Annotated in this window: 20 protein-coding genes and 1 pseudogene; 12 read left to right on the top strand and 9 right to left on the bottom strand. The window is 70.4% G+C overall.

All coding sequences use genetic code 11. From position 1 onward, the window contains the following. The first annotated feature begins 172 nt into the window (after window positions 1-172). The 10 genes and pseudogenes from A8M77_RS33125 (at window position 173) to A8M77_RS33085 (ending at window position 10,688) form a co-directional block, all read left to right on the top strand. Entirely contained in the window at window positions 173-1,273 is a 1,101-nt protein-coding gene (locus tag A8M77_RS33125) for a branched-chain amino acid ABC transporter permease (protein ID WP_202820687.1), read from the top strand. Then, on the top strand, window positions 1,270-2,523 hold the full coding sequence (locus A8M77_RS33120) for an ABC transporter substrate-binding protein (RefSeq protein ID WP_202820686.1): 1,254 nt from the start codon (window positions 1,270-1,272) through the stop codon (window positions 2,521-2,523). Before A8M77_RS33125 ends, A8M77_RS33120 begins: the two co-directional genes overlap by 4 nt. 186 nt (window positions 2,524-2,709) lie before the next feature. Continuing rightward, complete coding sequence (locus A8M77_RS33115) at window positions 2,710-3,534, top strand: ABC transporter ATP-binding protein (protein ID WP_202820685.1); 825 nt, start codon at window positions 2,710-2,712, stop codon at window positions 3,532-3,534. After that, window positions 3,534-4,052: pseudogene (locus A8M77_RS37340) on the top strand (ABC transporter ATP-binding protein); the annotation flags it as partial. The gene A8M77_RS33115 and the pseudogene A8M77_RS37340, both read left to right, overlap by 1 nt. A gap of 513 nt (window positions 4,053-4,565) precedes the next feature. Further along, the gene (locus A8M77_RS36655) at window positions 4,566-5,813 is read left to right on the top strand and encodes a Tm-1-like ATP-binding domain-containing protein (protein ID WP_238137060.1); all 1,248 of its coding nucleotides are present in this window, start codon (window positions 4,566-4,568) and stop codon (window positions 5,811-5,813) included. A 17-nt stretch (window positions 5,814-5,830) separates the two neighbouring features. After that, complete coding sequence (locus tag A8M77_RS33105; RefSeq protein ID WP_086925716.1) at window positions 5,831-6,661, top strand: phosphoenolpyruvate hydrolase family protein; 831 nt, start codon at window positions 5,831-5,833, stop codon at window positions 6,659-6,661. 15 nt (window positions 6,662-6,676) lie between these two features. Continuing rightward, window positions 6,677-8,374, top strand: a complete 1,698-nt coding sequence (locus A8M77_RS33100; RefSeq protein ID WP_086925715.1) for a flotillin family protein — start codon at window positions 6,677-6,679, stop codon at window positions 8,372-8,374. A gap of 3 nt (window positions 8,375-8,377) precedes the next feature. After that, complete coding sequence (locus tag A8M77_RS33095; protein WP_086925714.1) at window positions 8,378-8,818, top strand: SRPBCC family protein; 441 nt, start codon at window positions 8,378-8,380, stop codon at window positions 8,816-8,818. A gap of 14 nt (window positions 8,819-8,832) precedes the next feature. Further along, window positions 8,833-10,278, top strand: a complete 1,446-nt coding sequence (locus A8M77_RS33090; protein ID WP_158101046.1) for an SRPBCC family protein — start codon at window positions 8,833-8,835, stop codon at window positions 10,276-10,278. A gap of 32 nt (window positions 10,279-10,310) precedes the next feature. Next, window positions 10,311-10,688 (top strand): VOC family protein, encoded by a 378-nt coding sequence (locus tag A8M77_RS33085; protein WP_086925712.1) that lies wholly within the window; start codon window positions 10,311-10,313, stop codon window positions 10,686-10,688. Here the strand turns inward: A8M77_RS33085 and A8M77_RS33080 are convergent. Genes A8M77_RS33080 through A8M77_RS33070 form a run of 3 tightly spaced genes read right to left on the bottom strand, consistent with a single transcriptional unit; the run spans window position 10,685 to window position 13,966 of the window. Continuing rightward, on the bottom strand, window positions 10,685-13,093 hold the full coding sequence (locus A8M77_RS33080) for an ATP-binding cassette domain-containing protein (protein WP_086925711.1): 2,409 nt from the start codon (window positions 13,091-13,093) through the stop codon (window positions 10,685-10,687). The two genes, A8M77_RS33085 and A8M77_RS33080, sit on opposite strands and share 4 nt — an antisense overlap. A 4-nt stretch (window positions 13,094-13,097) precedes the next feature. Continuing rightward, complete coding sequence (locus tag A8M77_RS33075; RefSeq protein WP_202820684.1) at window positions 13,098-13,511, bottom strand: VOC family protein; 414 nt, start codon at window positions 13,509-13,511, stop codon at window positions 13,098-13,100. A gap of 5 nt (window positions 13,512-13,516) precedes the next feature. Then, window positions 13,517-13,966, bottom strand: coding sequence for a helix-turn-helix transcriptional regulator (locus A8M77_RS33070; RefSeq protein WP_202820688.1), 450 nt, complete (start codon window positions 13,964-13,966; stop codon window positions 13,517-13,519). A gap of 176 nt (window positions 13,967-14,142) precedes the next feature. On the opposite strand from A8M77_RS33070, the gene A8M77_RS33065 reads away from it, so the two are divergent. After that, the gene (locus A8M77_RS33065) at window positions 14,143-14,727 is read left to right on the top strand and encodes a Rid family hydrolase (protein ID WP_238137059.1); all 585 of its coding nucleotides are present in this window, start codon (window positions 14,143-14,145) and stop codon (window positions 14,725-14,727) included. An 8-nt stretch (window positions 14,728-14,735) separates the two neighbouring features. Here the strand turns inward: A8M77_RS33065 and A8M77_RS33060 are convergent, their stop codons facing one another. Both A8M77_RS33060 and A8M77_RS33055 read right to left on the bottom strand, forming a co-directional pair. Continuing rightward, the gene (locus A8M77_RS33060) at window positions 14,736-15,686 is read right to left on the bottom strand and encodes a LysR family transcriptional regulator (RefSeq protein ID WP_086925709.1); all 951 of its coding nucleotides are present in this window, start codon (window positions 15,684-15,686) and stop codon (window positions 14,736-14,738) included. Window positions 15,687-15,800: 114 nt separating this feature from the next. Next, window positions 15,801-16,811 carry a GlxA family transcriptional regulator gene (locus tag A8M77_RS33055; protein WP_086925708.1) on the bottom strand — a complete coding sequence of 337 codons (1,011 nt, stop codon included), beginning with the start codon at window positions 16,809-16,811 and terminating at the stop codon, window positions 15,801-15,803. 38 nt (window positions 16,812-16,849) lie between these two features. Between A8M77_RS33055 and A8M77_RS33050 the strand changes: the two genes are divergently transcribed. Continuing rightward, complete coding sequence (locus tag A8M77_RS33050; protein ID WP_086925707.1) at window positions 16,850-17,980, top strand: DJ-1/PfpI family protein; 1,131 nt, start codon at window positions 16,850-16,852, stop codon at window positions 17,978-17,980. A 42-nt stretch (window positions 17,981-18,022) separates the two neighbouring features. Here A8M77_RS33050 and A8M77_RS33045 read toward each other — a convergent pair whose 3' ends face one another. The 4 genes from A8M77_RS33045 to A8M77_RS33030 form a co-directional block, all read right to left on the bottom strand. After that, a complete protein-coding gene (locus A8M77_RS33045; protein WP_086925706.1) occupies window positions 18,023-18,853 on the bottom strand; it encodes an HDOD domain-containing protein in 831 nt (276 codons plus the stop codon). A 160-nt stretch (window positions 18,854-19,013) separates the two neighbouring features. Then, window positions 19,014-20,195: an ABC transporter substrate-binding protein gene (locus tag A8M77_RS33040; RefSeq protein ID WP_086925705.1), complete on the bottom strand. Its 1,182-nt coding sequence runs from the start codon at window positions 20,193-20,195 to the stop codon at window positions 19,014-19,016. Window positions 20,196-20,233: 38 nt separating this feature from the next. Continuing rightward, complete coding sequence (locus tag A8M77_RS33035) at window positions 20,234-22,096, bottom strand: AMP-dependent synthetase/ligase (protein ID WP_086925719.1); 1,863 nt, start codon at window positions 22,094-22,096, stop codon at window positions 20,234-20,236. A gap of 5 nt (window positions 22,097-22,101) precedes the next feature. Then, on the bottom strand, window positions 22,102-22,878 hold the full coding sequence (locus A8M77_RS33030; protein WP_086925704.1) for an ABC transporter ATP-binding protein: 777 nt from the start codon (window positions 22,876-22,878) through the stop codon (window positions 22,102-22,104). Between the last annotated feature and the right edge of the window lie 109 nt (window positions 22,879-22,987).

Below are 22,987 nucleotides of genomic sequence, written 5' to 3'. Positions count from 1 at the left end.
CAAAGAAAGTAACTCGCCCGCCGGGGCGAATTCCCGGCTCCTGCGCAACAACAAGCGCAATGCCAAAACAAAGGCCCAGTGCCCCCACCCCCACCCTCTCCCAGAGGGAGAGGGAGCAAGGCAGAAGCCCGACGGGGGCCGCACCATGAGCGCAGCCCAATGGCGCCGCGCCATGCGCTCACCCTCAGCCGCACAGCCCCGCGCCCTCGCCGCCGTCACGCCGGCACCCCGGCCCGCCGCCGCGCCCGCAACGTCGAACTGGCTCGCCGCCCTGCACCGCACCGTGCACGCACGCCACCTCGCCGTGCTGGCCTTCGTCCTGGTCTTTCCCTTCGTGGCCACCCCCTTCATCACTTTCCAGGTCGCCGCCCAATCGCTGGTGCTGGGCCTGATCGCGCTCTCGCTCACCTTCCTCGGCGGCTACGGCGGCATGGTCTCGCTGGCGCAGATGACGGTCGCCGGCATCGCCGGCTACGCCCTCGCGGTGCTGGGCACCAGCAGCAGCGGCGCCGACATCGCGCTGCGCTGGCCCTGGTGGGTGGCGGTGCCCTTCGCGCTCTTCATCGCCACGCTGTGCGCCACGCTGATCGGCTGGCTGTCGGTGCGCACCGAGGGCATCTACACGATCATGATCACGCTGGCGATCGGCGTGGCCTTCTACTACCTGGTGCTGCAGAACTACAGCATCTTCAACGGCTTCCAGGGCCTGCGCGAGATCTATCCGCCCAAGGTGTTCGGCATCGGATGGCGCGACCCGGTGCCCTTCTACTTCCTCTGCCTGGCCTGCGCGATGGCGGGCTACTTCCTGGTGAAGTGGGTGGTGCGCGCGCCCTTCGGCGTCGCGCTGCAGGGCATCCGCGACAACCCGCGGCGCATGGCGGCGCTGGGCTATCACGTGGTCGCGCACCGCGTCGCGGCCTATGCGCTGGCGGGGCTGCTGGCCGCCGTCGGCGGCGTGCTGCTGGTCTGGTACAACGGGCTGATCACGCCGGGCTCGGTCAGCACCTCCTGGCTCATCAACATCCTCGTCGTCGCCGTGCTCGGCGGCATGCGGCACCCGATCGGCGCCTTCCTCGGCGCCATCGTCTTCGTGCTGCTGCAGACCTTCGCGATCGACCTGATCGACCGCGAGCGCTTCAACCTGCTGATCGGCGGCGTGTTCTTCGCGATCGTCCTGTTTTCCCCCGACGGCCTGCTCGGTCTGTGGGCGGCGCTGCGCGCCCGCCTCGGCTCGAGGCCAGGCTTGACTTCCAACCAAAGGAGACAACCGTGAACGTGAACAAGCGACTCTGGGTTCGTTCGATGTTGGGCGCGGCCGCGCTGGCGGCGCTGGCGGGCAGCGCGTGGGCGCAGGGCCAGCCGGTCAAGATCGGCCTGCTCGCCACGCTGGAAGGCCCCTTCGCGGCCGGCGGCGCGGACGGCATGCGCGGCGCGGAGCTGGCGGTCAAGCAGCGCGGCGGCACGGTGGCCGGCCGCAAGATCGAGATCATCAAGGCGAGCTCCGACGCCAAGCCCGACGTGGCGGTCAACGCCACGCGCAAGCTGGTGGAGCAGGACAAGGTGGACATCATGGTCGGCCCGCTCTCGGGCGGCGAGGGCATCGCGGTCAAGGACTACTCGAAGACGCAGCCGCAGGTGACCTTCATCAACGGCGGCTCGGGCGCGCAGGCCACCACGCTGGACAACCCCAGCCCCAACTTCTACCGCTTCAACACCGAGGGCGCGCAGTGGATGGTGGGCCTGGGCAAGGCAGCCATGGCCAAGGGCTACAAGAAGGTGATGGTGATCGCGGAGGACTACGCCTTCCCCTACTCGCAGGTGCAGGGCTTCATGACCGAGTTCTGCAAGGCCGGCGGCAAGGTGCCGGAGAAGGCCTGGGTGCCGCTGGGCGGCAAGGACTATTCCTCCGTCATCGCCAAGATCCCGAAGGACGTCGATGCGCTGCTGGTGGTGCTCGGTGGGGCCGACGCGGTGAACTTCCTCACCCAGTACGAGAACGCCGGCGGCGACAAGCCGATGCTGGGCGGCTCCATCACCGTCAGCCAGGACGTGCTGAACTACAAGGGCAAGCGGCGCGACTCGCTGGTGGGTACGCTGTCGGCCGGCCCGCTGGCCGATGCCTACGACGGCGCCGACTGGAAGGCCTTCGTCGCCGACTACCAGAAGACCTACCCGGTGTCGGCTGGCGGCTTCCCGAGCCCGAGCCTGTTCGCCTACGTGTACTACGTCAACATGAAGGCGGCGCTGGACGGGCTGGACGCGGTGAAGGGCGACCTCTCGGGCAACCAGGCGAAGTTCCGCGAGGCGCTGTCGAAGATGACGCTGAAGACGCCGAACGGCGACGTCAAGCTGGATGCGAACCGGCAGGCCATCGGCACCACCTTCGTGACCGAGGTGGTGAAGGACAGCCAGGGCAACCTCTTCAACAAGGTGCACAGCAAGGTCGACAACATCGACCAGCTGCTCGGCATGAAGAAGGAGGAGTTCAAGATCGGCTCGCGCGACGTGCCCGCTTGTCCTTGAAATGTTGCTCTCCCCCAGGCTCCCCCACTTCGTGTGGTCCGCCAACCCCCTCACCGGGGGCGCACCCGGCGGCCCGGCAAAGCCGGTTCCGCGGGTGCTCCCGAACGGGCCGGCTTCGCGGCCTGCGTGTTTCATGCATCGCGGGTCACGCGATAGCCTGGTGGAAGACTGAAAAGGAGTAATGCGGTGGCTTCTGTCAGCACTTTGCGCACCGGCACCGCTGCGCCCGCCCAGGCTGCGGCTGTGACCGCCCACGCGCCGCTCGCTTCGAGCGACGCGCTGGTGCTCAGCGGCGTGACGCGCGCCTTCGGTGCGCTGCGTGCGGTCGACGGGGTGTCGCTGTCGGTGGCCGCCGGCGAGAAGTACGCCATCCTGGGATCCAACGGCGCCGGCAAGACCACCCTGTTCAACACCATCACCGGCGACTTCCCGCCCACCGCCGGCCGCATCCATTTCTTCGGCGAGGACATCACCGCGCTGCCGCCCTACGACCGCATCCGCAAGGGCCTGCGGCGCACCTACCAGTCCTCGCTGCTGTTCCGCGAGCTGACGGTGCGCGACAACCTGTTCCTCGCGGTGCGCGGCGTGGCCAACGGGCGCTTCGGCTTCCTGCGCGCGAGCGCCGGGCATCCCTCGATGCTGGCCACGCAGGACCTGCTGGAGCGCACCCGGCTGGCCCACATCGCCGAGGAGCGCGTCGCCAACCTGGCGCATGGCCAGCAGCGCCAGCTGGAGATCGGCATGGCGCTGGCCGGCGCGCCGCGGCTGATCCTGTTCGACGAGCCGGCCGCGGGCCTCTCGCCCGCCGAGCGGCGCGAGCTGGTGGCGCTCCTGCGCTCGCTGCCGGCGCACATGAGCTTCGTGCTGATCGAGCACGACCTGGACATCGCCCTGCGCGTGACCGAGAAGGTCACCGTGATGCACAACGGCCGCACCCTGCGCACCGGCACGCCCGGGGAGATCGAGAACGACGCCCAGGTGCAGGCCATCTACATGGGGAGCCGGCACTGATGGCCTGGCGGCGCACCTCACGTCACACCTCCCGCGACAACCCGCCCGCGGCGGCCGGCGGCAGCGGCCCGGTGCTGGCGATCGAATCGCTGGACGTCTACTACGGCCGCGCCCATGCGCTGCAGGGGGTGAGCCTCACGCTCGAGGGCGGGGTGCTCGGCATCGTGGGCCGCAACGGCATGGGCAAGACCACGCTGTGCAACGCCATCACCGGCCTGGTGCCGGCGCGCGGCAGCATCCGGCTGGCCGGCGAACAGATCCTGGGCCTGCCGCCGCACGAGATCACGCGCCGCGGCATCGCCTACGTGCCGCAGGGCCGGCGCGTCTGGCCCTCGCTCACGGTCGAGGAGACCCTGCGCCTGGTGGCCAGCCACCGGCGCGAGCTGGAGCGCATCTACGCCATGTTCCCGCGCCTGGGCGAGCGCCGCGGGCACGGCGGCGCGCAGCTTTCCGGCGGCGAGCAGCAGATGCTCGCCATCGGCCGCGCCCTGCTGCTGGACCCGCGGCTGCTGGTGATGGACGAGCCCACCGAGGGCCTGGCGCCGGTGATCGTCGAGCAGGTCGCGCAATCGCTGCGCACGCTCGCGGCCGAGGGCCGCATCGCGGTACTGCTGATCGAACAGAACCTCGGCGTGGCGATCTCGGTGGCCGACCGCATCGGCGTGATGGTCAACGGCCGCATCGCCCAGCAGATGCCGGCCGCCGAGCTCGCGGCCGACCTGGCACTGCAGGAGCGGCTGCTGGGCGTGCGCTCCAACGGCCACGAGGAGGCCAGTGCGCCGATCGCCACGGCCGACGCACCCGCTCCGAGCCAGGTCTTCACCGTCCGCCGCGCGCACGCGGATGGCGCGCCGACGATGGATGAACTCGCGGCGCGCACGGTGCGCGGCTTCACCCGCTGGAATGCCGGTGCCGCCGCCGCGCCGGTGAGCGACATAGCGCGCGCGGCGCCATCGGGCCCGCCCTCTCCCACAAGCGGCAGGGGGAGCAACAGCCAGGCGGAGCCAGGCGGTGAACGGCCGGCCGCTCAGCTGTTCGACTTTCCGGTCGCTGCCGGCAGCACCCGCGCCGCCTACGTGGCGGGCACCTTCGATACCAAGGGCCGCGAGCTCTTCTTCCTGCGCCAGTGCCTGGAGCGCCTGGGCCTGCGCGTGGTGACGGTGGACCTCGCGACCTCCGGCAAGACCTCGCCGGCCAGCGTGCACCCGCGCGAGGTGGCACGCCACCATCCGCAGGGCGAGTCGGCCGTGTTCAGCGGCGACCGCGGCAGCGCCACCACCGCGATGGCGCAGGCCTTCGAGGCTTTCGTGCGCACCCGGCGCGACCTGGGCGGCCTGATCTCCGCCGGCGGCTCCGGCGGCACCTCGATGGCCACTCAGGGCATGCGCGCGCTGCCGATCGGCGTGCCCAAGGTGATGGTCTCGACCATGGCCAGCGGCGACACCCGGCCCTACGTGGGGCCGAGCGACATCTGCATGATGTATTCCGTCACCGACGTGCAGGGCATCCACCGCATCAGCGAGCAGGTGCTGTCCAACGCGGCCCACGCCCTGGCGGGCATGATCGCGCACCCGCCGGTGGCCTCCGAGGTGCGCAAGGCTGCGCTCGGCCTCACCATGTTCGGCGTCACCACGCCCTGCGTGCAGGCGGTGACGAAGCGCCTGGAGGAGGACTACGACTGCCTGGTCTTCCACGCCACCGGCGTGGGCGGCCAGTCGATGGAGAAGCTGGCCGACTCGGGCCTGCTGGCCGGCGTGATCGACGTCTCCACCACCGAGATCGCCGACGAGATCGGCGGCGGCGTGCTCTCGGCCGGGCCGGCGCGGCTGGACGTCTTCGCGCGGCACGCCCTGCCCTATGTCGGTTCCTGCGGTGCGCTGGACATGGTGAACTTCGGCGCCTGGGACAGCGTGCCCGAGCGCTTCCGCGCGCGCCGGCTGTACCGCCACAACCCGACCGTGACGCTGATGCGCACCACGCCCGAGGAGTGCCGCGCCATCGGCGCCTTCATCGCCGCCAAGCTCAACGCCATGCGCGGGCCGCTGCGCTTCCTGATTCCCGAGGGCGGCGTCTCGGCCATCGACCGCCCGGGCCAGCCCTTCCACGACCCCGAGGCCGACCGCGCCCTGTTCGAGGCCATCGAGCAGGGCTTCCGGCCCGGCACCGGGCGGCGTCTGCAACGGCTGCCCCTGCACATCAACGACGAGGCCTTCGCCGAGGCGCTGGTCGCGGCCTGGCGCGAGATCGCCAGCCCTGCCACGCACGCCCGGCGAGCCTGAAAAAGGGAGACGACCCCATGCCCCGCATCCCACGCAGCACCCTGCTCGAACGCTTCCGCGCCAAGATCGCGACCGGCCGGCCGCTCATCGGCGGCGGCGCCGGCACCGGGCTCTCGGCCAAGTGCGAGGAGGCCGGCGGCATCGACCTGATCGTGATCTACAACTCCGGCCGCTACCGCATGGCGGGGCGCGGCTCGCTGGCCGGCCTGCTGGCCTACGGCAATGCCAACGACATCGTCTGCGAGATGGCGCGCGAGGTGCTGCCGGTGGTGAAGCACACGCCGGTACTGGCGGGCGTGAACGGCACCGACCCCTTCATGATCCCCGACGAGCTGCTGCGCCGCCTGGCCGGCCTCGGCTTCTCCGGCGTACAGAACTTCCCCACCGTGGGCCTGATCGACGGCACCTTCCGCGCCAACCTGGAAGAGACCGGCATGGGCTACGCGCTGGAGGTGGAGCTGATCGCCCGCGCCCGCGCCTTCGACCTGCTGACCACGCCCTACGTCTTCTGCGAGGCCGACGCGCGCGCCATGGCCGCGGCCGGCGCGGACATCATCGTGTGCCACCTGGGCCTGACCACCGGCGGCACCATCGGCGCCGGCACCGCCCTCGCGCTGGAAGACTGCGTGCCCCGCATCAACGCCTGGGCCGCGGCCGCCCACGCGGTCAACCCGGAGGCCATCGTGCTGTGCCACGGCGGCCCCATCGCCACGCCTGAGGACGCGCACTGGGTGCTGGCCCGCTGCCCGTCCTGCCATGGCTTCTACGGCGCCAGCTCGATGGAGCGCCTGCCGACCGAGGCAGCGCTGACCGAGACCACGCGCCGCTTCGTCGGCATCACGCGATAACAGGAGACGAGACCCATGTCCGGTGCTCAATTCGGTAATTTCATCCTGGGGCTGATCGTGGTCGCGATCGTGGTCGCGCTCGCGGTCTGGCTGCTGCACTGGCTCTACCTGCGCAGTTCGAAGGAACGGGCCTTCGTGCGCACCGGCCTGGGCGGGCAGAAGGTGGTGCTCGACGGCGGCGCCTTCGTGCTGCCCATCGTGCACGACGTGATCCCGGTCAACATGAACACGCTGCGGCTCGAAGTGAGCCGCGGCCGCGACAAGGCGCTCATCACCAAGGACCGCATGCGGGTCGACGTGATCGCCGAGTTCTACGTGCGCGTGGCCACCAGGCCGGAGGCGGTGGCCGCGGCCGCGCAGACCCTGGGCCTGCGCACCATGGAGCCCGAGCAGCTCAAGGAGCTGGTGGAAGGCAAGTTCGTCGACGCGCTGCGCACCGCCGCGGCCGAGATGACGATGGAAGAGCTGCACGAGAAGCGCGGCACCTACGTGCGCCGGGTGCGCGAATCGGTGGCCGAGGACCTGACCAAGAACGGCCTGGAGCTGGAAGCGGCCTCGCTCACGCAGCTCGACCAGACCGGCATGGAGTTCTTCAACCCCAGCAATGCCTTCGACGCCGAGGGCCTGACGCGCCTGACCGAGCAGATCGAGCACCGCAAGAAGCAGCGCAACGACGTCGAGCAGGACACGCTGATCGCCATCCGCAACAAGAACCTGGAGGCCGAGAAGCTCTCCCTCGAGATCGACCGCGAGAGCGAGCATGCGCGCCTGGCGCAGCAGCGCGAGGTGGAGGTCGCGCGGGCCCGCCAGCGCGCCGAGCTGGCGGCCGAGCGCGCGCAGCGTGAACAGGATGCGGAGGGCGCGCAGATCGCGGCCAAGCAGAGCATCGACGCCGCCCGCATCCGCGCCGAGCAGACCATCGAGGAGGAGCGCATCTCGAAGGAGCGCGCGATCCAGGGCGCCGAGATCGAGCGCCGCCTGTCGCTGGAGCTGGCCGAGCAGCAGCGCGCCATCGCCGTGGCGCGCGAGAGCAAGGCGCAGAGCGAGGCCCAGGCCGAAGCCGAGGTGGCGCGCGCCGAGGCGGTGTCGGCCGAGGAGAAGGTGTTCACCGCGCGCGAAGTCGAGATGGCCGAGCGCAAGAAGGCGATCGATCTGATCGCGGCCGCCCAGGTGGCCGAGCGCGATGCTCTGCGCCTCACGGCCGCGGCCCAGGCCGAGAAGGACGCCAGCGCCGACCGCGGCGCCGCCCTGCGCGCCCAGGCCGAGGCCGATGCCGACGCCGACAAGATCCGCTCGATGGCGATGCGCGTGCGCGCCGAGATCGAGGCCGAGGCGCAGCGCATGATGAACGAGGCGCACAACATGCTCTCGCCCGAGGCGCGCATGTCGGCGCTGCGCATGAAGCTGGTGGAGAAGGCCGAGGCCATCATCCGCGAATCGGTGCGGCCGATGGAGCGCATCGAGGGCATCAAGATCCTGCACGTCGACGGCCTCGGCGGCGGCAGTGGCGGTGGCGTGCCCAACGGCGAAGCCCACGGCGGCTTCGCCGACGGCCTGGTCAACTCGGCCCTGCGCTTCCGCGCCCAGGCGCCGCTGGTGGACCAGCTGCTGCGCGAGATCGGCATCGAGGGCGGCGACATCCAGCGCCTGGTGGGCGAGGCCAGCGGCGCGCAGGCCGCCCTGCCCTCCAGCGGCGCGAAGAAGAAGGAATAGCGCATGGTGCAGGTCTATGTCTCCAGCGTCATCGACGCGGGCGCCGACAGCGTGTGGTCGCGCGTCCGCGACTTCAACGGCATGCCGCAATGGCACCCGCTGATCGCCGACAGCCGCATCGAGAACGGCCAGCCGGCCGACCGCGTGGGCTGCATCCGCCAGTTCCACACGCGGGACGGCGGGATGATCCGCGAGAAGCTGCTGGCGCTGTCGGACTACGAGTACAGCTGCACCTACGAGATCCTGGAAAGCTCGATGGGCGTGTCGAACTACGTCGCCACGCTCAAGCTCACGCCGGTGACGGACGGGGCGCGCTGCTTCGCCGAGTGGAGCGCGGAGTTCGAATGCGCCGAGGGGCGCGAGGGCGAGCTGACCGAATCCATCGGGCAAGGCGTGTTCCAGGGCGGCTTCGATGCGCTGAAGCGCCACTTCGGGGGCCGCTAGTGCTTCAAAGGGTCGTGCGCTCGACCATCATCGACGCACCGATCGAGCGCGTCTGGGCCGTGCTGCGCGACTTCAACAGCCACGACCAGTGGCACGCGGTGGTGGAAGCGAGCCGCATCGAGGGCGGCGAGCGCAGCGACCAGGTCGGCTGCGTGCGCAGCTTCAGCTTGCGCGACGGCCACCGCATCCGCGAGCAGCTGCTGACCCTGTCGGACACCGAGCACAGGAGCACCTACTGCATCGTCGAGGCCACCGTGCCGCTGCAGCGCTACGTGGCCACCGTCACGCTGAAGCCGGTGACGGACGGCAACCGCACCTTCTGGCATTGGGAGTCCACCTTCGCCACCCCGCCCGGGCAGGAGCGCGAGCTGCGCGAGATGGTCGCGCGCGACGTGTACGAGGCCGGCTTCGAGAACCTGCGGCGGCACCTGCGGCAAGGCGGGGACCTGCGCGCGCCCGGGCAGGCCGAGCCGATGCCTTCGGCCCTGCCCTTGCCGACGCGCCGCGTGGTCGTGGATCGCCACGGCGGCCCCGAGGCGCTGCGCCTCGAAGACGCCGAAGCGCCGGCGCCGCGCGAAGGCGAGGTGCGCATCCGGCAGCGCGCCGTCGGCGTGAACTTCATCGACGTCTACCTGCGACGCGGCTGGATCCCCGCGCCGCTGCCGCTGGTACTGGGCATGGAGGCGGCCGGCAGCGTGCTCGACATCGGGCCGCAGGTGGCCGGCCTGCTGCCCGGCGACCGCGTCGCCTACCTCGGCCCGGTGCCGGGCGCCTACTGCGGCGTGCGCTGCGTGCCGGCCAGTTGGGTGGTGCGCCTGCCCGCCGCCATCGAGGACGAGGCCGCCGCCGCGCTGCTGCTCAAGGGCATCACCGCCGACTACCTGCTGCGCGACCTGGGCCAGGTGCGGCGCGGCACGCGGTTGCTGGTGCATGCGGCGGCCGGCGGCGTGGGCCTGCTGCTGTGCGCGTGGGCGCGCCGGCTCGGCGCGACGGTGCTGGGCACGGTGTCGAGCGAGGAGAAGGCCCGCGTGGCGCGCGAGCATGGCTGCGAGCACGTGATCGTCACGCGCGACTACCGCTTTGCCGATGCGGTGCAGCGCCTGTGCGGCGGCGTGGACGTGCTGGTCGACGGCCTGGGCGACGCGGCCCGCGACGAAAACCTCGCGGCCCTGGCGCGCCGCGGCCACTGGATCAGCCTGGGCCAGGCCAGCGGCCCGCTCGCCGCGCTCGCACCCGACGCGCTGGTCGCCAAGTCGCTGAGCTTCTCGCGGCCGGTGGTCTTCGACTACGTCGCGACGCCGGCCCAGCTCGCCGAGCGCGCGCAGCGCGTGTGGGACGCCCTGGCCGAGGGCAGCATCCGCCTGCCGCCCATCGAACGCCATTCGCTCGAATCGGCAGCGCAGGCCCATGCGCGCCTCGAATCGCGCGCCACGCTTGGCGCGCTGGTGCTGCTGCCCTGACCCAGCTGCGAACGAACCCAAGGAGCCATCGCATGATCGTCGGCATGAACCACTTCACCGTGACCGCGGAGGACGAGCAGAAGACGCTGGACTTCTACACCGGCCTGCTCGGCCTGCGGGTCGGCCCGCGGCCGGACCTGGGCTTTGCCGGTGCCTGGCTCTACGGCGAAGGGCCGCAGGCGCTGGTGCACCTGTACTTCGGCCGGCCGGTGCCGGCGCAGCGCACGGGCGTGATCGACCACATGGCCTTCACCGCGCGCGACCTGCGGGCGGTGAAGGCGCGCTTCGACGAACGCGGCGTGAAGTACGAGCTGCGGCAGCAGGCGGGCGCGGGCACGTGGCAGCTGTTCTGCCATGACCCGAACGGGGCGAAGGTGGAGTTGGATTTCGACGCGGCGGAGCAGCCCTAGCGCTTCGTTTTCCGGGCGCCCACGTACGCCGCGAGGTGCTCGCCGGTGAGGGTGGAACGGTCCGTTACGAGATCAGTCGGCGTTCCCTCGAACACCACCCGCCCGCCGTCGTGGCCGGCACCCGGCCCCAGGTCGATGATCCAGTCCGCATGCGCCATCACCGCCTGGTGGTGCTCGATGACGATGACCGACTTGCCCGCATCGACGAGGTGATCGAGCAGCCCGAGCAGTTGCTGCACGTCCGCCAGATGCAGCCCTGCGGTCGGCTCGTCGAGCACGTAGATGTCGCCCTTCTCCGCCATCTGGGTCGCCAGCTTGAGCCGTTGCCGCTCGCCGCCGGAGAGCGTGGTGAGTGGCTGGCCGAGACTGAGGTAGCCGAGCCCGACGCTGGCCAACCGGTCGAGGATGGCGCTCGCGGCCGGCGTGCGTGCCTTGCCCTCGCCGAAGAAGGCCCGGGCCTCGTCCACCGGCATCGCGAGCACCTCGCTGATGTCGCGGCCACCCAGCTCGTATTCCAGCACCGAAGCCTGGTAGCGCTTGCCTTCGCAGGCCTCGCAGGGCGTGGCGACGCCGGCCATCATCGCCAGGTCGGTGTAGATGACGCCGGCACCGTTGCAGGCCGGGCAGGCGCCTTCGGAGTTGGCGCTGAACAGCGCCGGCTTCACGCCGTTGGCCTTGGCGAAGGCATTGCGGATCGGGTCGAGCAAGCCGCTGTAGGTGGCCGGGTTGCTGCGCCGCGAGCCGCGGATGGCGCCCTGGTCGATGGACACGACGCCCGCGCCGGCGGGGATCGCCCCATGCACCAGCGAACTCTTGCCGGAGCCCGCCACGCCGGTGACCACGCAGAGCACGCCCAGCGGGATGTCGACGTCGATCTTCTTTAGGTTGTGGGTCGCGGCCTTGCGGATCTCCAGCGCGCCGGTGGGCTTGCGCACCGCCGGCTTGAGCGCAGCGCGGTCGTCCAGGTGCTGGCCGGTGACCGTGCCGCTGGCCCGCAGCCCCTCGACCGTGCCCTCGAAGCAGACGGTGCCGCCCGCCGCGCCGGCCCCGGGGCCGAGGTCGACGGCATGGTCGGCGATGGCAATCGCCTCGGGTTTGTGCTCCACGACCAGCACCGTGTTGCCCTTGTCCCGCAGGCGCAGCAGCAGGCCGTTCATCCGCTCGATGTCATGCGGATGCAGGCCGATCGTGGGCTCGTCGAAGACGTAGGTGACGTCGGTGAGCGAGGAGCCGAGGTGGCGGATCATCTTGACGCGCTGCGCCTCGCCGCCCGACAGCGTGCCCGAGGGCCGATCGAGCGAGAGGTAGCCCAGCCCGATCTCGGCGAACCCGTCCAGCAGGTGCTGCAGGCCGGCGAGCAGCGGGGCCACCGACGGCTCGTCGAGGCCGCGGACCCAGCCGGCCAGGTCGCTGATCTGCATCGCGCATGCATCGGCGATGTTCCTGCCCTTGATCTTCGACGAGCGGGCCTCCTGGGTGAGACGGGTTCCCTCGCATTCGGGACAGGTGCTGAAGGTCACCGCCCGCTCCACGAAGGCGCGGATGTGCGGCTGCATCGCCTCGACGTCCCTGGACAGGTAGGACTTCTGGATGCTCGGGATCAGGCCCGCGTAGGTCAGGTTGATGCCGTCGACCTTGATCTTCGTCGGCTCCTTGTGCAGGAGGTCGTGCAGCTCGCGCTGGGTGTACTTGCGGATCGGCTTGTCCGGGTCGAAGAAGCCGCAGCCGCGGAAGATGCGGCCGTACCAGCCTTCCATGCTGTAGCCGGGAATGGTGAGCGCGCCCTCGTTGAGCGACTTGGCGTCGTCGTACAGGGCGGACAGGTCGAAGTCGGTGACCGCGCCCATGCCCTCGCAGCGCGGGCACATGCCGCCGAGGCGGTTGAAGGTCGCCTTCTTCGTCTGCGTCCTGCCCTCGCCCCGTTCGACGGTGATCGCGCCACTGGCCTGGACCGACGGGACATTGAAGGCGAAGGCGCCGGGCGGGCCGATGTGCGGCTTGCCCAGCCGGCTGAAGAGAATGCGCAGCATCGCGTTGGCATCGGTCACGGTGCCGACGGTGGAGCGGGCGTTGGCCCCCATGCGCTCCTGGTCGACGACGATCGCCGTCGTCAGCCCGTCGAGCCGGTCCACGTCGGGGCGCGGCAGCGTCGGCATGAAGCCCTGCACGAAGGCGCTGTAGGTCTCGTTGATCAGCCGCTGCGATTCGGCCGCGATGGTGCCGAAGACCAGCGAGCTCTTGCCCGAGCCGGAGACGCCGGTGAACACCGTCAGCCGGCGCTTCGGGATCTCGATGCTGATGTCCTTGAGGTTGTTCTCGCGCGCGCCCTGCACGCGGATCAGGTCGTGGCTGTCGGACGTGGGTGATGCGGGCGGCTGCGTGTTCTTCTTCGTGGCCTTGCTCATCGTGTCAGCGCCGCTCCTGGATGCGCAGCATGTTGCCCGCGGGGTCGCGGACGGCGCAGTCGCGCACGCCGTAGGGCTGCTCGGTCGGCGCCTCCACGACCTCGGCGCCGCGGGCCGCGAGCCGCTCGAAGGTGGCGTCGAGGTCGGGGGTGGCCAGAATGAGGGTGGCGTAGGTGCCCTTGGCCATCATCGCGGCGATGGTGCGGCGCTCGTCGTCGGTGACGCCGGGACTGGCCTGCGGCGGGTACAGCACGATCGAGATGCCGGGCTGGCCGGCCGGGCCGACCGTGATCCAGCGCATGCCGTTGTAGCCCACGTCGTTACGCAGCTCGAAACCGAGGGTGTCGCGGTAGAAGCCCAGCGAGGCCTCCGGGTCGTCGTGGGGGAGGAAGGTCGAGTGGATGGTGATGTTCGTCATGGCGCTCATGCTAAGTCGTGCCCGGGGGCCGGCGCTTCTTGATTCCTGATCGGTCGCGTCACCTGCCTGGCGATGCACGACGGCATCCCGCGCGTGGCCTGCGCGGCCTGGCGCCGGTACGCGCCCGGCGACATGCCGACCAGTTCGGTGAAGCGCGTGCTGAAGGTGCCCAGCGAGCCGCAGCCGACCGCGAAGCAGGCCTCGGTGACGCTGAGGTCGCCGCGGCGCAGCAGCGCCATCGCGCGCTCGATGCGCCGTGTCATCAGGTAGGCGTAGGGCGACTCGCCGTAGGCGAGCTTGAACTGGCGGCTGAGATGCCCGCCCGACATGTCCACGCCGCGGGCGAGGGCCTCGACGTCCAGCGGCTGCGCGTACTCGCGGTCGATGCGGTCGCGAACGCGGCGCAGCCGCGCGAGGTCTTGCAGGTGTTGCGCTTCGGTGGTCTTGCGGGTCACCGGCGCGATCGTGCCATGCCGGACCCGAGCGCTCAAGCCGGCCCTTCGCCGATTGCAAAACTGCAAGACCGATCGTGCAGGAACGCAGCGCGGCGCGGGAAGCATCCGCGCAAAGATGGACGCGTGGTGGGCCCGCACGGCCCTCACACTCCACAACCTCAACCCGGAGCCTTCTCATGAATGAGTCCAGCGGCAGCTCGCCCGCCACCCCCAACCGTCCCACGCAACAGGTCAAGCCAAGGCGCGGCTTCCTGAAGACATCGGGCCTCGGCGCCGCGACGGCACTGCTCGCCGCGACCGCCACCACGGCCGCCGCCAAGCCCGGCAGACCGCCCGCGCGCAGGGCGGAGGGCCTGGGGATGCCCTGGGAAGACCAGTACGGCTATGCCCAGGCGGTGCAGGTGGGCGACACGATCTACGTCTCGGGGCAGCTCAGTCACGACGACAAGGGCAACATGGTGGGCCCGGCGAAGCTCGATGCCTCCGGCCGGATCGCGGACCACGCGAACATGGAAGTGCAGATGCGCCAGACCTACGCAAACGCGAAGAAGATCCTGGCGCGCTTCGGCGCCTCGCTGGCGGATGTGGTGGAGGAAGTGCTCTACGTGACCGACATGGAGACCGCCTTCGCCGCCGCCGGCCCGGTCCGCAAGGAGGCGTACGGCTCGCAGAAGCCGAAGGTCGCGAGCACCATCCTCGTCACGCCGCGGCTGGCGCTGCCGACCCAGCTGATCGAGATCAAGTTCGTCGCGAAGGTCTGAGCCGGCGCTCAGCTACCCGGCTCCCGTGCCGGCGCATGGGGCCGCTCCCCTTCCAGCAGCGGACGCAGCTTCACCATCTCCGCGGCCAGGAAATCGAGCATGGCCCGCACCCGCGGCACGCCGCGCAGGTCCGGGTGCGACAGCAGCCACAGGTTGTTGCCCAGCGCGGGGGCGAGCGGGCCCAGGCGCGTCAGCCCCTGCCGCGTGTCGCCCACCACGCACGGCAGGTAGCCCACGCCGATGCCCGCCTCGATGGCCTCCGCCAGGCCCGACACGGTGTTCACGGTGTAGCCGATCCTTTCGGCGGGCACGTTCGTCCGCACGAAGCGGGTGGAGCTGTGGCCCGCCAGCTCGTCGTTGAGCGTGACCCAGGGCTGCTCCTCCAGCGGCGATGCGCCCGCGGAACGGCGGCGCGCCGTGGGCGACATCGCCTTGCCGTAAGGCGCCCACACCATCCGCGCGATCCTGACGCCGGCCAGGTTCTCCGGCGGATGGTCGGTCGCCCGGATCGCGATGTCCGCATCGCGTCGCGCGAGGTTGAGCGAGGGGTTGCCGACCCGCACGTTGAGCCGCATCTCCGGATGGCGGCGGCTGAAGACCGCGAACAACGGCGTGAGCAGCTCGGTCAGCAGCGTGTCGTTGGTGGCGATCGACAGCTCGCCGCGCGGCTGCTGCACCCGCTGCTGCCCGGCGATCCTGCGCGCGACCGCGGTCACGTCCTCGTCGACGCGCTCCGCCAAGGCCAGCAGTTCCTCGCCGGCCGGGGTCAGCGCATAGCCGGCGCGATGGCGCTCGAACAGCGTGGCCTCGAGGACGGCCTCCATCTGCTCGAGCCGCCGGAAGACGGTCGACACCGCCAGCCCCAGATGCCCGGCAGCGGCGGACAGGCCGCCGTGCTCCGCGATCGACCGGATCAGGCGGAGGTCGTCCCACACGAGGCGCCTGGCGGACTTGTCCATCGGTTCAGCGCTCCAGGAGGATGCGCAGCATCCGCTGCGGATTGGCGAGGAAACCGTGGAAGGACTCGCCCCTGCCGCGCAACGGCGTCATCCGGCTGGCGCACGGCGTGGAGATCATGGACGCGCCGGATTCTGCTCGCCGGCGCGGAAAGCCTGCGGCGTCATGCCCTGCTGCCGCACGAAGGCGCGCTGGAACGCATCCACCGAGCCGAAGCCGCTGCGGCTCGCGACCCGCTCCTGGGTCCAGCGCGTGCGCCGCAGCAGCTGCGCCGCGGCCTCCACGCGGGCCTGCTCGACGAAGCGCGCCGGCGTGCAGCCGGCCTGGGCCGCGAAGGCGCGCGCGAAGTGCCGGGGGCTCATCTGCGCCTGGGCGGCCAGCGCATCCACCGACAAGTCGTCCTGCAGGTGCGTGCCGATCCACGCCACCAGCTCGCGCAGCCGGTCGCTGGCCGTGGCCTGGGCCTCGAGCGCCCGGCTGAGCTGCGGCTGCTCGGCGCCGCGCAGCATCGGCAGGGCCAGCGTGCGGGCGATCTCCATCGCCACCGCATGGCCCAGGTCGTCCTCGACCAGGGCGAGCGCCAGCTCGATGCCGGTGGTGACGCCGGCCGAGGTCCACACCGGTCCGTCGCGCACGTAGATGCGCTCGCGCAGCACGCGCACCTGCGGCCGCAGCGCCTGCAACTGGTCGCAGGCGCGCCAGTGGGTGGTGGCCTCGCGACCGTCGAGCAGGCCGGCGGCGGCCAGCGCGAAGGCGCCGCTGCACACGCTGGCGATGCGGCGCACGCGCGGCGCGGTCTGCGCGAGCCAGTCGCCGATGTGCTGCTCGACGATGGCCGCGCGTACGCCGGGCTCGTCGCCGCCGGCCACGATCAGGGTGTCGATCGCATCGGGGAGCTGGTCCAGCCTGCAGGTTCCGGCAAGACTGAGTCCACCGTTCGTCGCCACGGTGCCGCCCTGCGGCGACGCGAAGTGCAGGCGGTAGCTGCCGGGACGCAGCAGCTCGGCCTTGCTGAACACGCTGGCCGGGCCGGCGACGTCGATGGATTCGGCACCGTCGAAGGCGACGATCACCACTTCGCTGGCAGGAAGCGCGGCTTCTTCGTCCTTGTGGGGCAAAGGGGGCATGCGTAGGCTCGGGCCATGACAGTCTTCGAAGGACAGCCATGTTCTGGGGTTGGATACGGATGGTGATGATGGCAGGTCTGGCCGCCTGGATGCTGGGCGGTTGCGGCACGCGCGCGGCACTGCCGCCGGTGCCGGACGACGCGGCGGCGAGCGCGAAGGCGCAGCAGGCCTTCGTCGAGGCCATGAAGCCGCGGCGCGATGGGCGCCCGGTGATCGCGATCCTGGCGCTGAACGAGGGGACCGAGATGACCGACCTGCTGCTGCCGCACGCCGTGCTGCAGCACGCCGGCGTGGCCGAGGTGCGCATCGTGGCGCCGCGCGCGGGCCGGGTGGCGCTGTACCCGGCACTCGAGGTCGACGGCGCGCAGGACATGGCCGCCTTCGACCGTGCGCATCCGGCGGGCGCCGACTACGTGATCGTGCCCGCCATGCGCGAGGACGACGACCCGGCGGTGACGGGCTGGCTGCGGCGGCAGGCCGGCCGGGGCGCGCGGGTGATCGGCGTGTGCTCCGGTGCACGGGTGGTCGGGCAGGCCGGCCTGCTCGACGGCCGCCGCTTCGCCGGCCACTGGTTCGACCGCAGCACGCTGCGCAAGCGCCACCCCGGCGCGCAGCACGTGCCGCACCAGCGCTACCTGGCGGATCGCGATGTCGCCACCACCACCGGCATCACCGCCTCGGTGCCGGCGATGCTCGCGCTGGTGGAGGCGATCGGCGGCCGCGACACGGCGCAGGCGATGGCGGCCGAACTCGGCGTGCGCGACTGGAGCCCGGTGCACGACAGCACGCCCTTCGGGCTCGATGCCGGCCGCGCGACGCGCTACCTGCTCAACAAGGCCGCCTTCTGGCGCCACGAGGACTGGCGCGTCGAGGTGCGCGAGGGCCAGGATGACGTCGCCCTCGCCCTGGCCGCGGACGCCTGGTCGCGCACCGGGCGGGTCGATGTGGAGGCCTCCGCGTCGGGCCCGGTTCGGCTGCGCAGCGGCCTGATGCTGGCGGCTCGCCCCGTCGATGCCAGCGCGCCGCGCCTGCCGCTCGAGACCGCGCTCAAGCCGGTGCAGCAACTGGACCGCACGCTGTGCGAGATCGCCGAACGGCACGGCGCCGCGCGGCGCGACTGGGTCATGCAGGAGATGGAGTACCCGGGCCCCGTGGCCTGCGCCGGCTGAGAGCGCCTGCTGCCGGCGGGCCATCGGCGGCGCGGGAGGGCCTCAGCCGATCATCAGTTCCAGGTCGGCCGCCAGTTCCTCGGGTGCCGGCATGTCCTCCAGGCTGTCGGGCGGCAGGCCGAGCGCCTTCAGCACCTCGACGGGCCACGCCGCGCCGGATGCGGCGGCCCCGTCACGGTCCAGCGCCATGCGCCAGACACCCAGGTGCAGCAGGCCGGCCAGCGGATCGAGAGATGGCATGTCCAGCGGCCGCGCGAAGCCGCCCAGCGCGGTCACGTATTCGTCGGAGAAGTCCCAGCGCGAAGCCAGCCTGGCGCTCACGTCGCCATAGTGGTAGCCGAAGGCCTGCTCCTCTGCCGCGAAGCGGCGCATCGAATCGAAAGGGGAGGCCGCGTTGACCGCGGCGATGTCCTCGGGCCGGACGATGGCCATGATCAGCTGCCCGATGGCATGCATGCTGCCGACGGTGAAGGCCAGGTTCGGATCGACCGCACGGCCCAGCCCGGCCAGGTGCCGGGCCACGGAGGCCACGCGCAGGCTGTGGCGCCAGAAGTTCGGCAGGTTCACGTGCGGCACCTTCTGGAAGGTGCCGGTGAGATTGGCGCTGATCACCAGCGTGCGGATGGCGGACAGGCCGAGCATCCGGATGGCCTCCTCCATCGTCGCGACCTTGCGGCGCAGCCCATAGAAGGGCGAGTTGGCCAGGCGCAGCATGCGGGCGGTGAGGACCTGGTCCGCCTCGATCTTGCGGGCCACCTGCGACAGGGAGGCGTTCTCGTTGGCCAGCACCTCGATCAGGTCGCGGACCACCTTGGGCACGGTGGGAAGGGTATGGTTCTCGGCGAACAGCTGGTCTAGGGCGGCGGCAGGCATGCTTGGACAGGCCGGAAGGCATCGGTGAGGCGGCGGGGAGGAAGTAGATTGTCCTACAGGCCGAGGGGGATCCCCGGGGCACTTGTTGCGAATCGTGCGCGGCCTCCGCCCCCCGGGGACGCCGCTGCACTCCACTCTCCGGTGCCGGTCCAGGCCTGACTCAGGGGGTCACGTAGTCCGACACCACTTTCCACTTGCCGTCCACGATCTGCGACAGCCGCGACTGGTCGTTGCCCAGGCGCTTGGTGGCGGTGAAGGTCATCTTCGGCGCGCCGAACATGTCGGCCTCGAAGGTCATGCTGTCCATCGCCCTGACGAAGCTGTCGGTCGTGAGTGTGGGCCCCGCCTTCTGCGCGGCCTTGATGAAGTCATCGATGATCATGTAGCCGTAGACCGAGAACACGGTCGGGTCCTCGTTGAACTTGGTCTTGTACTTGTTGGCCCAGAAGCGGATCGGCTGCGAGGCCTCGTCCAGGTAGGGGTTCTGCGCCGTGTGGGTGGCGTAGACGCCGTCCATGGCCTTGCCGCCGAGCTTGTGGATCAGGTCGGTATAGGCCGCGCTGGAGCCCAGGAAGGTCGGGTTGAAGCCGGTCTTGCGTGCCTCGCCCACCGTGCCGATGGTCTCGCGGATGATGGTGCCCAGCACCACCAGGTCGCAGTTGGCGGCCTTCATCTTCGCGACCTGGGAGGAGAAGTCGGTCGCGCCGCGCTTGTACGAGGTCTTCTCGGCGAGCTCCATGCCCGCGGCCTTGAGACCGGCCTCGGCACCGCGCTGCACCTCCAGGCCGAACTCGTCGTCCTGGTAGATGGTGCAGACCTTCTTCGCGCCCTTGTCCTTGATCATCTTGGGCAGCGCCAGCCGGATCTGGTCGTAGTAGGTGGCGGCGAAGGAGTACTTGAGCCTGTGATGCGGCTCGTACATCTCGCGCGCCGCTGTGATCGGGAAGAAGTTGACCACGTTCTTCTCGAACTGCACGGGCATGGCCGCCATGTTCTGGGCGGTGCCGATGTGGCCGGCCATGATGAAGATCTTGTCCTGGTTGACCAGCTTCTGCGCCGCCAGCACGGCCTTCTTGGGGTCGTAGCCCGAGTCCTCGACGAAGAGCTTGAGCTTGCGGCCGTTCACGTCGCCCTGCTCGTTGAGCTCGTCCACGCGCAGCTGCATGCCGTTGCGCGCCTGCTTGCCGAAGCCGGCCAGCGGGCCGGAGAGGTCCTGGATGGTGCCGATGCGGATCTCGTCCTTGGTGACGCCCTGCGACTGCGCGGCGGCACTGCCGGCACCCAGTGCGAGGCCGGCCACGGCGCTCATGGCGGCCAGCGGGATCAGAGCCTGGATCTTCATTGCGTGTCTCCTCGGTTCGTTTGCTTGCTTACGGAAAACTAGGCATACAGCGCGTCGATGCGCTCGGCGTACTTGGCCTGCACCAGCTTGCGCTTGAGCTTCATGGTGGGCGTGAGCTCCTCGTCCTCGGCGGAGAGCTGGGTCTCCAGCAGGAAGAACTTCTTGATCTGCTCGACGCGGGCGAACTTCGCGTTGACGCGGTCGATCTCGCCCTGGATCAGGTCCAGCACTTCCTGCGCGCGCGTGAGGCTCTGGTAGTTGCTGAAGGGCACGTCGTGGTCCTGCGCGAATTTCTCGACGTTCTCCTGGTCGATCATGACGATCACCGTGAGGTAGGGCCGGGCGTCGCCGATCACCACGGCGTCGGTGATGTAGGGGCTGAACTTGAGCTCGTTCTCCAGCTCGCTCGGGGTGATGTTCTTGCCGCCTGCCGTGATGATGATGTCCTTCATGCGGTCGGTAATGCGGAAATACCCGTCCTCGTCCATGACCCCTACGTCGCCGGTGTGAAGCCAGCCTTCGGCGTCGATGGTCTCGGCGGTCTTCTCGGGCAGGTTGAGGTAGCCCATGAAGACGTTGGTGCCGCGCACCAGGATCTCGCCGGTGGCGGGATCGACGCGCACCTCGTTGTAGCCGGCGGCCGGGCCGATGGAGCCGGGCTTGATGCGCCCCGCGGGCACGCCGGTGGCCGCGCCGCAGGTCTCCGTCATGCCCCAGACCTCGAGCATGGGCACGCCCAGGGCCAGGTACCACCTGACCAGCTCGGGCGAGATCGGCGCCGCGCCGGTGACGAGGAAGCGGGCGCGGTGGATGCCGATGAGCTTTCGCACGTTGTCCAGCGCCAGCCAGCGCGCGAGCATGAACTTCAGGCGCAGGCCCGCGCCCACCGGCTGTCCCGCGAGCACGCGCCCGGCGATGGCGCTGCCCACGCCGATGCTCCAGCCGTAGGCGGCCTGCTGCAGCCCGCTGGCTTCCTTGAGGGCGATCATCACGCCGGAATAGAACTTCTCCCACACGCGCGGCACGGCGGTGAAGACGGTGGGCGCGATCTCGCGCACGTTCTCGGGCACCGTCTCGGGGTTCTCGACGAAGTTGAGGATGGCGCCGGTGTAGAGCGCGAAGTACTCGCCCCCCAGGCGCTCGGCGATGTGGCACAGGGGCAGGAAGCACATGCGCTCGTCGTGCTCGTCCTGCGCGACCAGGGTGTTGTAGCCGCGCACGGTGTGGACCAGGCCGCGGTGGCAGTGCATGGCGCCCTTGGGCTTGCCGGTGGTGCCGGAGGTGTAGACGAGGATCGCGAGGTCGCCGGGCTGGCAGCCGGCGATGCGCTGCTCGAGCTCCTGCGCATGGCCCTGCAGGTGCTCGCGGCCGAGGGCGCGCAGGGCCTCCAGGCTGATGACGCCGGGGTCATTCAGCTCGCGCAGGCCGTCCATGTCGAACACGACGATCTTGCGCAGCCTCGGCAGCGAGGCGCGCACTTCGAGCGCCTTGTCGAGCTGCTCGTCGTCCTCGACGAAGAGCACGCTGCTGCCTGAGTCCTCGCACAGGTAGTGCACCTGCGAAGCGGCGTCGGTGGGGTAGATGCCGTTGGCCACGCCGCCGCAGCTGAGCACGGCGAGGTCGGCCAGCACCCATTCGACGACGGTGTTGGCGAGGATGGAGGCGCATTCGCCGGGCGCGAAGCCGAGCGCCATCAGGCCGCCGGCGATCTCGCGCACCGCCTCTGCCGTCTGGCGCCAGGTCCAGCTGCGCCAGATGCCGAATTCCTTCTGCCGCATCCAGACATGGTCGGCGCGCGCGGCGGCGGCGGTCCAGAAGATGGCGGGGATGGTCTCGCCCGCCACGACGGTGTCGGTGCGGGGGCGGATGTGCTCGATGTCCCAGAGTCCGCGGGCGGCCATGGTGCTCACCTCCAGGTCTTCTTCTTTTTCCAGCGGCGTTCGCCGCGCACGCCCTCGTCCTTGAGGCCGAGGTAGAACTCCTTGATGTCCTCCTTCTCGCGCAGGCGCTCGCAGGTGTCTTCCATCACGATGCGGCCATTCTCCAGCACGTAGCCGTAGTCGGAGGCGTTGAGCGCCATGTTGGCGTTCTGCTCGACCAGCAGGATGGTGGTGCCGCGTTCGCGGTTGATGCGCACCACGATCTCGAAGATCTCGCGCGTGAGCTTGGGCGAGAGGCCGAGGCTGGGCTCGTCGAGCAGGATCAGCCTGGGCGCGGCCATGATGGCGCGCGAGATGGCGAGCATCTGCTGCTGGCCGCCGGAGAGCAGGCCGGCTTCCTGCGTCGCGCGCTCGCGCAGGATGGGGAAGTAGCCGTAGACGCTCTCCATGTCGCGCGCGACGCCGTCGCGGTCGGTGCGGGTGTAGGCGCCCATCAGGAGGTTGTCCTTCACCGAGAGCAGCGGGAAGACCTCGCGCCCCTCGGGCACGTGGCACAGGCCCTGCTGGACGATGTGGGCCGGGTCCTGGGCGGTGATGTTGCGGCCCTGGAATTCGATGCTGCCTTTTCTGGGATCGATGATGCCGGAGATGGTCTTCAGGATGGTGGTCTTGCCGGCGCCGTTGGAGCCCAGCACCGTGGCGATCTCGCCCTGGCGCACCTTGAGGCTCACGCCGCGGATGGCCTTGATGGGTCCGTAGGCGCTTTCGACGTTGAGCAGCTTTAGGACGGTGTCGTCGTTCATACGCGCGCTCTGCTGTCTTGCTCCCTCCCCCGCTGGGGGAGGGTGGGGGGGGGGGCACCGGGCCTTTGTTTTGGCATTGCGCTTGTTGTTGCGCAGGAGCCGGGAATTC

It is taken from the genome of Variovorax sp. JS1663, from assembly GCF_002157355.1.
Classification (GTDB): Bacteria; Pseudomonadota; Gammaproteobacteria; order Burkholderiales; family Burkholderiaceae_C; genus Variovorax.
Note: the sequence above shows the minus strand (reverse complement) of the source record. Positions and strands in the feature narration are given on the sequence as shown.